A 14,059-nucleotide genomic window follows, 5' to 3' on the forward strand; every position below is an offset into this window, starting at 1 on the left:
GCGTGCCTCAAATCAAGCAGGTTATAAGATCACACAAGGCACGACAAACTACCTTGAAGGTCAAGATTACGTTGGTGCAACGGCGGATCAATTTGGCTCTCAAAGCGAGATCCAAGTGATGTTGAATGAAGAAGCCACGGCAAAGCTTACCTTTACTGAACAACTTAACACAGGTGATAAATCAGTATCGGGTCGAGTGTTTGTTGATATTAACCAAGATGGCGACCCTAACGGTAATGACTTTGCGTTAGAAGGCATTGCGATCCAACTAAGCGGCCTGGATCTCTATGGAGAAGTCGTTGAGCTCAGTATGGTAACAGATGCAAAAGGCGCATTTAATTTCACAGATCTGCGTGCCTCAAATCAAGCAGGCTATAAAATCACACAAGGCACGACCGACTACCTTGAAGGGCAGGACTATTTAGGTGCAACGCCTGATCAATTTGGCTCTCAAAGTGAGATACAACTCATCTTAACTAAGGATATGCTTCAAACGGAAGAAGCAATTTTTACTGAGCAGTTACATGCAGGGAGCGAAATCCAGGGGCTTGTTTATGCCGATAGTAATACCAATGGTATTTGGTCTGTCGACGAAACCGGGCTATCCGGAGTCACCGTTACTCTGTCGGGTATGACTAAGTACGGCGATGATCTTCAAGTAGAGACACTGACGAACGATCAGGGGATATTTACTTTTACAAACTTGGTTGCAAGTAACGATTCTGGCTATCTAATTACTCAGCAACAACCAGCTGGTTTTAAGGACGGAGAAGAGTCTTTAAACGGTACAGTTATCCCCAATAGCAATGATATGTTTACAGTGAGGTTGGGTACTAACGAGCAAGTGATGGGGTATCACTTTGCCGAGTTATATCAAGGTAGCATAAGCGGTGCTGTGTTTGTAGATACCAATGAAGATGGTTTGTTATCTGATCATGATGAGCCTATCAATAGCAGTGTGATTTCTCTAACAGGACGCAATTCTATTGGTCAGAAAATAGAATTAAACATAACAACAAATAGTGCGGGTCTTTTTGAATTTACACAGCTCCCTGAAAGTGATGAACAGGGCTACACACTGACTCAAATACAACCAGAGTTTTATGTTGACGGATATGAGTATCAAAGTGGCACTTTGATAACAGGATCAAACCAGTCTGATGAGATTTCAGGTTTAGTTTTAGCGCAAGGTGATGAACTAGTCGCACAGAACTTTACCGAAGGGTTTGGCATTGCCGTTGGTGGTCGTGTATTCGTTGACCCTAATGACTCTGGTATTTACTCAGGTGTCGCGGAGAACGCGATAGCTGACAATGAAATAATACTGACCGGTCGAGACCATCGTGGCAACTTGGTGGAGCACAGTGCCTTAACTAATGAATTGGGTGTATATCTATTTACTCAGTTGCCTCCGTCTAATTCTGATGGTTATGTGGTATCTCAAAGGCAACAGCCGGACACATATCTCGATGGGCGAGAGTCAAATAGTGGGGTTGTTCTGGCAAACTCTAAAGGTTCTGACGCAATTGCTATTGGGGTTGTGAGAGAGCTCAAACAGTATGGCAATTTCGACTTTGCCGAATTACCAAAAGCATCCTTGCGAGGAACTGTTTGGGTTGATGCCGACGAAGACGGCATCTTGGAAAATGATGAGACATTGCGTGTGAGCGCCGCAGAGGTATCGTTATCAGGTGTCACTCTTGACGGTGAAATTATAGAACGCACAGTGTTAACCAATGAGCTCGGGGTTTTTGAGTTTGGTGCTCTTTATCCTGGCACTTACCAAATTCAGCAAATTCAGCCTTCAGCTTGGTTAGACGGTAAAGAGCAGCTCGGTGATGGCGGCGGAACCATTGGTGAAGATCTGTTTACAGGCATTGAAATAGCACTCGCTCAACATGCTGCAGGTTACAATTTTGCAGAACGCGGCAGTGATTTAGCCGGTAGAGTTTATGTGGACTTAAATGATAACGGCACGCAAGACACCTATGAAATAGGCTTAAGCTCAGTCAAGCTTTTGATTGAGGGCGCAGATTTAGACAATCAGCCTGTGAAACGAGAAATCTTGACAGATGCTTATGGTCGCTATGAATTTGTCGACTTGCCTTTATCAGCAGAAAGCGGTTTTACCATTACGGAGTTTCAACCAGAAAACACTCAAGACGGGCTAGACAGCGTGGGCAGTATTGGCGGTGTACTTGGTGAAGATCAAATCTCTCAGATCCACATTGAGCGTCATGTCACCAAAGCACATTCGTATAATTTCGGTGAACAGTTAATGGATCCTGCCAGCATTTCAGGGTTGGTCTGGTTAGATAAAAATCACAACCGAGAGAAAGACGATAACAACGGTCAACGTGGTTGGCTTGTTGAGCTACTTCCAGATCCAATGACAGGTGAAGGTAATCCATTAGATGCTGAACCGCTTGCAGCCGTCCAGTCGGATGAAAATGGTGAGTACATTTTTCAAGGGCTGCCCGTAGGCACCTATGAAATTAGGTTTAGACATCCTAAAGGTGGTGTAATTTACGGGTTACCTGTTTCTGATGACCCTGATGCAAGTACGGAAAAAGGCACGATTTTAAACTTGCGAGTTAGCGCTGGCGAAAACGTACAAAATCAATCACTGCCAGTTGACCCTTCAGGTGTTATTTACGATTCAAAGCTTCGCCTGCCTATAATTGGCGCGAAAATAAAAATCACTGGCCCGCAAGGCTTCGAACCTGAATTCCATCTTGTTGGTGGAGAGGCGAATGTTGAACAGACCACCAGCGATGATGGCTACTATCAGTTTTTATTGTTTGCACAAGCACCAGCAGGGGTTTACGAATTGCATGTTACTGCTCCTAACGGTTATAAGCCGCAGGGCTCGGAGTTACTACCTGTATGTAATAACACACTGCGAGTAGGTGCTCGGGATCTGCCAATAACAATATACGCAGAAGAAACGGTTCCAACACTCGATGCACCAATACATGATGCTGATCAGTGCGCCGAACATTCTGATCAAGCACTGCAAGACATGCACACGACTCAGTACTATCAGCGTTTTTATATTGAGCCAAAGCTGCCGTCGGGCAATGTCGTTAACAACCATATTCCACTAGATGCCTTTGGAGATGACCTTGTTAGCGTCAGCAAACAAGCACTTAAACAAGATGTAGTGGTTGGTGAGTTAGTTCCGTATCGTATTAAATTGACTAATCAATCAGAGCAATCACTGGCGCCATTGGCTTTTGTTGACCAATTGCCAGCAGGCCTTAAATATGTTGCGGGTAGTGCCAAGGTAGATGGGTTGCCTCAAGAACCTGTGTTAAACGGCCGACAGTTGAGTTGGCGTGGTAAATCTTTGCATCCGCAACAAGTGGTTAGTATTGAGTTACTCGCGGTGGTGGGTAGTGGCGTGAGCGAAGGCAAATATATTAATCAGGCATGGGTGGAGTTTGTTGGTGGATTATATCAATCAGGGTCCGGCAATCGAATTTCTAATATCGGTACGGCCGCGGTACAGGTAGTACCAGATCCTATCTTCGATTGTAGTGACCTCACAGGTCAGGTATTTGATGACAGCAACCGTAATGGGATACAAGATTCTGATGAACAAGGTTTACCTGCTGTACGTTTGGCAACTGCTCAAGGTCTTTGGATCACCACAGATCAATATGGCCGTTATCATTTAGCTTGTGCCGATATCCCACACTCTGTGCGTGGCAGTAATTTTATCGTGAAATTGGATGAGCGCAGTTTACCTTCTGGTTATCGTGTTATCACTGAAAACCCAAGAGTAGTACGTTTAACTCGCGGTAAATCACAACAACTTGATTTTGCTGCAAGTATTCACAGGGTGGCGCGAATTGAAGTAACCAAGCAGTTATTTAGCAACTCAGATATTCAAGTAGAGTATCAGCAGCAAATGCTGCAATTAATGCAGGCGCTTGACCAAACTCCAACAATATTACGTGTTGCCTACCAGCTCTCAGAGCAAGAACAGTCGACAGCAGCCGAACAAAAACTTGAAACTTTAATTACTTGGCTACAAGAGCAAGCTGCTCAGTACGCATTGCCAATTACTTTAGAAACGGAAATGATCCCATTTTATATACCAGCACTTCCTGCTAAAAAGCAGGCAGGAGTGAGCAGTGATTAACCGCTTCGCTTTATCTCCTCTGACGATTCTGTGCGGCCTAGCTAGTGCTACGCCGCTTGCAAGCTATGCGATGACGCCACCTCTACCTGAGGAGAGAATGAGTGTCTTTAACGCGCAGGTCAATACCGAAAAAGTACTTGTACAAAAGCATTTTGTATTTAGTGGCCTGAGTGAACCACAGGCTAAACAAGTCGATGTTAGCCGTGTAGTAAAAGACCAGAAATCTGCCGAGTTTATCGAAGACTCAGCAATTCGTTTTGTCTCGGGTAAACATTATCTTACTGGTACTACAAAATTAGAGATGGATCGCATTGTTAGTTTATTACGTGGTAAGCAAGATATTAGGCTGCACTTTATTGGCCATGCCGATTCACAGCGTTTAAGTGCGAATGCTCGCAAGATTTATAAGACAAACCAAGGGTTATCAGAACATCGAGCAAAAATCGTTGCGGCATATTTTCGTGAACAACTAGGACTGAACAACTCGGTAACAACTACCGAGGGGCGTTCTGACTTAGAGCCTATCGCTAGCAATGCGACACTTGATGGTATGGCGAGAAACCGTCGTGTTGAAGTTATTGCTGTATATACTGAAATGAGAACGATCTCAGAAGCACATGTTATTGCGCCTCCTGTACGTGACAATGTATGTAACGGCAACATTGCTAATAGAGGACCGTTGAGTATTACGCTAGACGGTAAAGCATTTAGCCCAAAAGACAGCGTAAACAATGCAGATAGTCAGCGTTGTGCTGATATAAACCTCGCTGATTTTAACTTGCAGTTAAAGTATGACCCACTCAACGCGTTACCCAAGCTCAACATTCAACACGCGTTGACCAAGTCCGGTAACACCTTGATGTTAAACCTTAAGGGCTATAGTAACTATCACAGCTTTTTTGATTATGCGGAAGTTCAAATTTTAGCGCCAAATAGCAAAAAGGTGTTGGCAAAAGTGGCCTTAGATGAAGAGTTATCTGGACGCTGGCGCCTGCCGAGTAACTTGCTCGGTATGAGCCTGAAATATCGTTTTAGAGTCTATGACAAGCAAGGTCGGTTTGATGAAACTAGCCTTGTGCAAGCAGATTTCAGACCGCGATTTGCTATTGAAAAAGGCAAGCTAGAAGGCTATTTGATGGCGGGGTTTGGGCAGTCTATGCTGGCCAAACAAAACATCAAGCTACAGGGTGGAACATTGACCTTGTATGGTCAACAAGTGCCTTTACATCATCGTGTTTATTTTTTAGGTCGGGTTGTTGCCGTAAATCGTGAGCGTAAGTTTGTCCACCAGCAAATCGTTGCAAGCGGATTTCATCGAGCGGAAGTTGCTTTGTTAGATAACCAAGGGCAGGGTCACTTAATTCATCGTGACCTAGCACTGCCGCAAAGCGATTGGTTTTACGTTGCAATGGCGGATTTGACACTAGGTCAAAACAGTCACAATGGTCCCGTATCACTTTTAAGTAGTGAACATAACCGCGATGGTAACTTGTTTGCTGAAGGCCGCTTAAGTGGTTACGTGACTGGGAAATGGCAAGATGAGTATCAAGTAACCGCACGTATTGATACGCAAGAACAACCGCTCAATAAACTCCTCTCTGGGCTTCATGAGAAAGATCCCAAAAGTTTGTTCCGTCGCTTAGAAGAAGAGCAACACCCTACAGAGTATGGCGATGACTCTGCTGTGACAGATGATGCGCCGAGTAACGGGAAGGTATATTTAAAAGTAGAAAAGGCCCAATCGCATATTTTATGGGGTAACTTTCATACTAGAATAAGCGATACAGAGCTGGCTCGAGTGGAGCGTGGTTTATATGGTCTGCAAGCTAAATATATCAGTGAGGCACTGAATTTAGACGGTGATGGTCAAACGCAGGCTCAAGTTTTCGCTGCGCAAGCAAACACGCTAGCGGCTTATGAGTCGCATCGTTCGACGGGCGGTTCACTCTATTATTTACAACATCAAGATATTGTTCAGGGATCTGAGCAGGTCGCAATTGAAGTTCGAGATAAAGTGACAGGGTTGGTGTTAGTCAGAAGACGTTTATCACCGGGACAAGATTACGACATCGACGCGTTGCAAGGGCGAGTTTTATTAAATCGACCGCTGTCATCGTTTGAGCAAGATGATTTACTTGTACGCACAGCTAGTTTAGACAGTAACCCCGTCTATTTGGTTGCTCAATATGAGTACACTCCAGGTATTGATAAGTTAGATAACCTGACCTATGGTGCAAGATTGAGCCACTGGCTCAATGATAAGTTCCAACTGGGGGCTACCCTCAGCCATCAAGAGCAGGCAACATTCGATGATACGTTAGTAGCACTCGATGCGACATATCGTGCGAGCGACAGCGCTTACGTAAAAGTGGAATTAGCACAAACCGAAGGCATCAGTGATGTTCAAAGCTCTTTTAATGGCGGGATCAACTTTGAGTCACTACAATCCGCTGATCACGGGGTAAAGGCCAATGCGAAGCGTATAGAAAGTGCATTTGAGTTTTCTGATATTGGCTTCAATGAACAGGGATGGGGACAGTTCTATTGGCAACAAGCTGCTATGGGGTTTAATTCTACAGGCCAGGTAAGCCCTGTAGATACCCAGACATTTGGCACTTTTTGGGAGTGGCAAATCAATGAAAGTCATGCACTAAATTTGAAGGTCGATGTACAAGATGCTAAAACTCAGCAGCGCCGACAGGCAGCTGAAGTTGGCTATATCTATCAGTTAAACCGCGACTGGAAGGTGAGTATGGGTGTTCGTCATGAAAACAGGAAGCTCCCAATAAGATCTACTGAGATTGCGAAACCTATTCAGACGGAAGAAGGCGGACGCACGGACGCCGTTATGCAAATTGATTTTAGCGGATCTGAATATTGGCAGCCGTATGCCTATATACAAGGCACTGTGGAGCGCGTTCAAGCGCGTGTAGCCAATAATCGAGTGGGTTTAGGTGCTGAATTTCAAGTTGCTGATAAGGTTGAACTTAATTCTGAGTTATCTGATGGGAACTTGGGTGAGGCAGGAAAGCTTGGCGCTACTTGGCACTATCAAGACGACAGCAACCTGTATCTAGATTATCGAGTTGATCCAGATGGAGGGGATTTATTCTCCAATGGCAAACAAAAGAATTGGGTGACAGGTTCGAGGCATCGATTCAACTCGGCAACTAGTGTCTATGCCGAACAGATCTGGCAGCAAGACGCCAGAAAAACAGGGCTGACGCATGCCTATGGTGTAGAGCATCGTTTTTTAGCCGGTTGGCAGGCTGGTCTTGGGTTAGAGCAAGGAAAATTAGAGCAGGGAGAAGACATCATTGAGCGAGATGCCACCACCTTTTCTATTGGATTTCAGAATGAGACTTGGCAATGGCGCGGTGCTTTAGAGTATCGAGAAGATGAAAATAGTATTGAAACCCGAACGGCTTGGCTTACTAGACAAAATATCCAAGCCAAGATCAATACAGACTGGCGTGCGCAACTGAGGCTAGATTGGGCTCAAAGTGACAGTTCAATAGCAGATAGTCAGCCGCGAGGGGCGTTAAACAGTGATTTTACCGAAGCGCAGTTTGGCGTCGCATATCGACCCATTGCCGCGAGCCCGTGGTCAGGTATTGCGAGTTTTACTTACCTAGAGGATTTAGCGCCTGTTTCTCAGCTCAGCGGAGTAGGCTTGGATAATACACCACAACAACGCAGCAAGGTGTGGATGCTTGATGTGGACTATCGGCTCACTGAGCGCTGGAAGCTGGGTAGTAAGCTGGCGCAGCGAGTAGGCGAGATCAGGATGGGACGGGACACTGGAAGCTGGGTGGACTCAGCAGCGATGCTCAGCGTGCTGCGTGTGGATTACCATATGATACACAATTGGGATGCAACTTTAGAATGGCGAAACTTGTCTGTGGATCTTGCGCAAGATAACCGTTCTGGCGCGCTTTTGGCTGTTCACCGTCACGTAGGGACGCATATGAAGTTAGGAGTAGGTTACAACTTCACGAGCTTCTCGGATGATTTGACTGATTTAGATTACGACTCTAAAGGCTGGTTCTTGAACTTGGTCGGCAAGTTTTAAGTGGGCTTGGAAAGGATCTCCCTTGGGCATTGGGTGACAAAATGTGCAGTTATCCGGTGCCTTTTATAAACTTTTAATCTTAAAAATGGCGCTTTATGGGGTTAGGTCATTATGCTGTTTTGCGTTAGAATAAAGCTATAACTCCTTTACACAGATAATGCATGCCAAAGCAGGATCCCTATCTCTCAAGAGAACAAGAAAAATACGATAATCCGGTACCTAGCCGTGAATACATACTTGAACATATCAAAGCCAGCACCAAAAAGACCAGCTTTAGTCAGCTATGTCAGGCACTTAATGTGTTTGATGAAGAAAGACAGATTGCCTTTAAAAGGCGGTTACGAGCGATGGAGCGTGATGGTCAGCTGCATTTTAATAAGTTTAAGTGTTACGTCATTCCCTGTGATGACGGTCTTGTCAAAGGCAAAGTGATTGGACACCGGGATGGCTTTGGCTTTTTGGAAGTGGAAGGTGAGAAAAAAGATTGGTTCATCACGCGCCATCAAATGGACAAAGTGCTTCATGGCGATCTAGTTTTTGCCAAAGCAGCTAGCCGCGGCTCAGGTGGTAAAGTAGAAGCACGTATTGTCAGGGTTTTAGAGGGCGAACGGGCTCCGATTATTGGGCGCTACTTTGTAGAGCACGGCATGGCGGTTGTGGTGCCTGAAGATCCGCGTATCACGCAAGATATCGTTATTTTGCCGGGCGGTGAAAAAGGTGCTCGTCATAATCAAATGGTCCAAGTACAAATTACCCAGCGTCCAAGTAAACAAATGAATGCAGTGGGTAAAGTGACGGATGTGATTGGCGATCATATGGCACCAGGCATGGAAATCGAGGTAGCACTGAGAAACCATGATATTCCTCATATCTGGCCACAAGCTGTGGAAGAGCAAGTCAGTAAACACGGCGAACAAGTGTGTGAACGTGATAAAGAGGGGCGTATTGATCTACGCCACCTACCTCTGCTGACGATTGATGGTGAAGATGCCCGTGACTTTGATGATGCGGTTTACTGTGAGCGCAAACGTGCTGGTGGTTGGCGTCTGTGGGTTGCGATTGCGGATGTATCTCACTATGTGGAGAAGAATAGCCCACTCGATAAAGAGGCGATTGAGCGTGGTAACTCAGTATATTTTCCTGAGCAAGTGGTGCCTATGTTACCAAAGGTACTTTCAAATGGGCTGTGCTCATTGAATCCAAAGGTAGATAGACTCTGTATGGTGGCAGAGATGACGGTGTCAGAGGCAGGACGTTTATCCGGTTATCGCTTTTACGAAGCGGTTATGAACTCGCATGCACGGATGACATACACCAAAGTGCATCATATTTTGCAAGGTGACGAGAAGCTTCGAAGTGAATATGCTGAGGTGGTACCGCACCTGACCGAATTGCACAATATGTACATGGCGCTGAAATCAGCGCGTCAAGTACGTGGTGCCATTGAGTTTGAAACATTGGAAACGCGTTTTGTATTTAACGCCTATCGCAAAATAGAGTCTATCGTCCCAGTGGTGCGTAATGATGCGCATAAGCTGATTGAAGAATGCATGATATTGGCCAATGTGTCTGCGGCAAGATTGTTGGAAAAACATGAAGCAAGCAGCTTATATCGCGTTCATGATGAACCAGACCCTGAAAAATTGAGCCACTTCAGACAGTTTTTACAAGACTTAGGAATTGAGAGCATAATAGGTCATGAGCCGACACCGCTGGAACTTACCGAAGCATTAAATGCACTGGGTGAGCGTCCAGAAACCGAACTGATCCAAACCATGCTATTACGCTCAATGAAACAGGCCGTCTATCAACCCGATAATATTGGCCACTATGGATTGGCGTTAAAAGCGTATGCTCACTTTACCTCGCCAATTAGACGTTACCCAGATCTGGTTGTGCATCGTGCAATTAAGGGCATTTTAGCGCAGCAAGGGCTGCAAGTCTCTGGTGCTTACGTCTATTCTGATGATGAAGCCGATCAGTTGGGTGAGCAATGCTCTATGACAGAACGTCGCGCCGATGATGCAACTCGCGAAGTGGCAGATTGGCTTAAATGCGAGTTTATGCAAGATCATGTCGGTAACGAATTCTCTGGGGTGATTTCGTCGGTAACCAATTTTGGGCTATTTGTACGCCTAGATGAATTACAGATTGATGGTCTCATCCACGTCAGTAATTTAGGTCATGAGTACTTCCATTTTGATGGTGCAAAACATTGCTTAGTGGGTGAGCACAGCAAAACGGTTTACCGCTTAGGTGATAAGCTCAGTGTTGTGGTGGCGTCGGTGAGTTTAGATGAAAGGCGTATTAACCTTGCTTTAGCGGACGAAGCAGAGGCAGATCGTTATGCGCGTAGGCGTAAAAAACAGAAGCCGGAAAAAGCCGCAAATAGCAGTGTGCGTGCTCAGTTAAAGGCTGGAAAGATACCGCACGAGAAGCCAGCTAAATCGGAAGAAATAGCAGAAAAAGATAGTAAAAAAGCGAAAAAACGTAAAAAGACCACGCCAAAAGGTGTGGTGAAAAAGAGTAAAAAAGCGAGCGTCTCAGGTGCGAAAAAGGCGACGAAAAAGAGTGTAGGAAAGAAGTCTACGAAAGCGAAACGATCTGGGAAAAACGCCCGTAAGCGACAAAAGAACAGTGCTGGAGCATAAATTTTGAGTAATGAATTAATTTTTGGTTTTCATTCTATCGAAGCTATTTTGGCAAAAGAGCCAGAACGATTTTTAGAAATCTACGCGCTTAAAGGGCGAGATGATAAGCGTTTAAGTGCCGTGGTTAATGAAGCACGCAAGTTTGGTATCTCTGTGCAGTTTATGCAGAGAAAAGCGCTAGACAATAAGGCTAAAGGTGAACAGCATCAAGGAATTATTGCCAATGTTAAGGCGCCAAAAGCTCTGAATGAAAATGACTTAAAGGCCATTATTGACGCAAATAGTATGCCATTTTTCTTGGTGTTAGATGGCGTAACTGACCCTCATAATTTAGGTGCATGCTTACGCAGTGCCGATGCAGCAGGCGTACATGCTGTGATCGTTCCAAAAGATAAATCAGCCAAGCTTAATGGTACAGCACGTAAAGTTGCATGTGGCGCCGCAGAAACGGTGCCTCTTATTCAAGTAACGAACTTAGCGAGAACATTGCGTGAAATTAAAGACGCAGGAGTATGGGTTGTAGGTACTGCTGGTGAAACAGACAATGAAATCTTTACGTCTGATTTGAAAGGGCCTGTTGCTATAGTTATGGGTGCTGAAGGAGAAGGAATGCGCAGATTAACCCGAGAGCATTGTGACTTATTAGTAAAAATCCCTATGGTTGGCACGGTATCTAGTTTAAATGTATCTGTGGCAACCGGTGTGTGTCTGTTTGAAGTGCTGCGTCAACGTAGCCTTTAAACAATTAATACTACAGACTCTAGCTAAGTAGAAGAGTCTGTAGTGCATTCAGTGAATTAACCTGATAAGTCGGTTTTATATCTTCCGGACACACTTGTCCTTCGTGTTGCAACCAGCAACTATCTATACCAAATCTATTAGCACCCAGAATATCGCTTTTTGGCGTGTCTCCCACCATTAATACCTGATTTTTATTTGGATTACCCAGTAGATCAAAAGTATGTTCAAATACTTGAGGGTCTGGTTTAGCTACGCCTACCAGCTCGGAGATCACTACTTGATCAAAGAAATGACTGAAACCTGTCTTGTTCAATCGCTTCTGTTGCAGAGCGCTAAAACCATTTGTAATGATACTCATAGAGGTGTTTGGGTTTAATGCTTTTAACAGAGACTCTGCGCCTGGAAGTGGTGTGCAGATCTGTGCCATTGAATTTAAAAAGCCGATATTTAGGGTTTCGGGTGATATTGAGAGTTTATCTCCCCATGCTGTAAAACGTGTAACCTGTAAGGTATGTGCGTCAATTTTCCCTTCTTGATACAGAAGCCATAAGGGCGCGTTTACTTTCTGGTATTCATTGAAGTCCGTGTGGCTGAATTCAACATCATACTCAGCAAAGAGAGTTTTAAGTCCCAAATATGCATCGAAATGAAACAATGTTTCATCTGCATCAAATAAAATATGTGTGTATTTCATGATTTGTATAATTCTTGATGTATAAAGGGGGCCATTGCAAGTGTGAGCGCTTGTGTATATGAGCTCTCTCGCGTTGCTAAATTATTTGTTAATAACCCAATTGCCCCACCTTTTTGTTTGATATTGGTAGTGTTAAAAACACGGTCCATGACATTACCTAACTCTTCACCTTGTTCAAGCGCATCATAGATTTTATTGGGCAGTGGTAAGTTGCAGCTGCGCCCGACAATCGACTGCTCGTGATTGGCAATCACTACAAATGCGAATGTGGCTGCACCATAATCGAATTTAGCTGCGCCGCCTTCCATAGCACAATAGTAGTCGGCAAAGTGGTTAGCTTTTAGATATGATACCCGGTTTTTGGCCCCTGCAAGTGTATCAGCTTCGCCAAGAGGTTGATCTGCAACACCACTTGGTGCATGTAGACCTTCACATTGAATTTCGCTGGTGGGGAAGTAGCGTTCGAATATGGTTTTAGCAGCGTTTATTTTTACTGGGTTTTTTGAACCTACAAGCACCCTAATCATAGCGTCTTCTTATATTTCTAATTTAGTCGCTAGTGTACTGACCTCTGTAATGAATACGCAAATTATATTAGTAAATCTGTGGGGGCCAAGTTTTCATAAGCGCGTTTTTTAATGAGTAGATCTTTAATCAGCGGTGTTAACACTAATTCCATTGCGAGGCCCATTTTTCCTCCGGGTACCACAAGGGTGTTAACCCTAGACATGAAACTCCCTTCAATCATTTGCAAATAATAAGGAAAGTCCACATCGTCGATGCCTCTAAAGCGAATTACTACAAAGCTTTCATCCAATGATGGAATGTCTTTGGCGCTAAATGGATTTGATGTATCAACAGTTGGCACTCGCTGAAAATTGATATGTGTGCGAGAAAACTGTGGGGTAATATGATTGATATAATCGTCCATACTCCTGACGATAGATGTCATAACCGCTTCTCTTGAGTGGCCTCTTTCATGGGTGTCGCGAATTAACTTTTGGATCCACTCCAAATTAATAATAGGTACCATGCCAATAAGCAGATCGACATGTTTGGCAACATTATGTTCCTCTGACACAACACCTCCATGTAACCCCTCATAGAAAAGCATATCTGTATTTTGCTCTAGATCCTGATACGGCGTAAAGGTTCCTGGTAATTGATTGTAAGGAACCGCGTCATCAAATGTATGTAAGTACTTACGTATTCTCCCATTTCCAGTTTGTCCGTAACTAGAGAACAACGATTCTAAGGCCTCAAAATCATTGGCTTGCTGACCAAAATAGCTAAGATGTTTGCCTTCTTGCAGCGCTTCTCGTTTTAGCTTATCCATTTCTGGTCGAGTATAGCGATGAAAGCTGTCCCCTTCTACAAATGCTGCTTTAGCATCAAGACTTCGAAATATGTGTTTTATAGCATTTGTTGTGGTGGTTGTGCCCGCGCCAGAACTGCCTGTAATCGCTATTATGGGGTGTTGTTGTGACATCGAAACCTCAAAATTTATCAAAAATGGCTCTACTTTAGGTAGTTATATACATTCTCTAAATACATATCCGGGTGCATGAGGGGCGTGTGAATCGCTGTTGTCACACAACCATTGCCTTTCGATGTTACTGGAAGAGGAGAAATTCGCAAGCGCTTTGAAAAAGCCCTTGATTACGTTTTTCAACTCAAATTACTAAAAGGGACGTACAAATCATTGGATTTATGCTTTTGCCTAGGTAAGATCAAAAATAAAAAAGGACTCACCA

General features: G+C 44.3%; 7 protein-coding genes. 4 read left to right on the plus strand and 3 right to left on the minus strand.

The genetic code is table 11. The features are described from left to right. The 4 genes from N482_RS05705 to rlmB all read left to right on the plus strand — a co-directional run. Positions 1-4,147: SdrD B-like domain-containing protein (locus tag N482_RS05705; protein WP_196765319.1), on the plus strand; the 4,147-nt coding region annotated here is incomplete at its 5' end. Next, a complete protein-coding gene (locus tag N482_RS05710; protein WP_063376141.1) occupies positions 4,140-8,219 on the plus strand; it encodes an OmpA family protein in 4,080 nt (1,359 codons plus the stop codon). The genes N482_RS05705 and N482_RS05710, both read left to right, overlap by 8 nt. Before the next feature lie 161 nt (positions 8,220-8,380). Continuing rightward, positions 8,381-10,870 carry a ribonuclease R gene (rnr, locus tag N482_RS05715; RefSeq protein WP_063376142.1) on the plus strand — a complete coding sequence of 830 codons (2,490 nt, stop codon included), beginning with the start codon at positions 8,381-8,383 and terminating at the stop codon, positions 10,868-10,870. A 3-nt stretch (positions 10,871-10,873) separates the two neighbouring features. After that, entirely contained in the window at positions 10,874-11,611 is a 738-nt protein-coding gene (gene rlmB, locus N482_RS05720; protein WP_063376143.1) for a 23S rRNA (guanosine(2251)-2'-O)-methyltransferase RlmB, read from the plus strand. A 19-nt stretch (positions 11,612-11,630) separates the two neighbouring features. Here rlmB and yjjG read toward each other — a convergent pair whose 3' ends face one another. The 3 genes from yjjG to N482_RS05735 form a co-directional block, all read right to left on the minus strand. Further along, positions 11,631-12,305 (minus strand): pyrimidine 5'-nucleotidase, encoded by a 675-nt coding sequence (gene yjjG, locus N482_RS05725; protein ID WP_063376144.1) that lies wholly within the window; start codon positions 12,303-12,305, stop codon positions 11,631-11,633. Then, positions 12,302-12,832 (minus strand): inosine/xanthosine triphosphatase, encoded by a 531-nt coding sequence (yjjX, locus tag N482_RS05730; RefSeq protein WP_063376145.1) that lies wholly within the window; start codon positions 12,830-12,832, stop codon positions 12,302-12,304. The genes yjjG and yjjX overlap by 4 nt, the downstream gene beginning before the upstream one ends. A 62-nt stretch (positions 12,833-12,894) precedes the next feature. After that, a complete protein-coding gene (locus tag N482_RS05735) occupies positions 12,895-13,794 on the minus strand; it encodes a phosphoribulokinase (protein ID WP_063376146.1) in 900 nt (299 codons plus the stop codon). Positions 13,795-14,059 lie beyond the last annotated feature (265 nt).

The organism is Pseudoalteromonas luteoviolacea NCIMB 1942 (genome assembly GCF_001625595.1).
Classification (GTDB): domain Bacteria; phylum Pseudomonadota; class Gammaproteobacteria; order Enterobacterales; family Alteromonadaceae; genus Pseudoalteromonas; species Pseudoalteromonas luteoviolacea_A.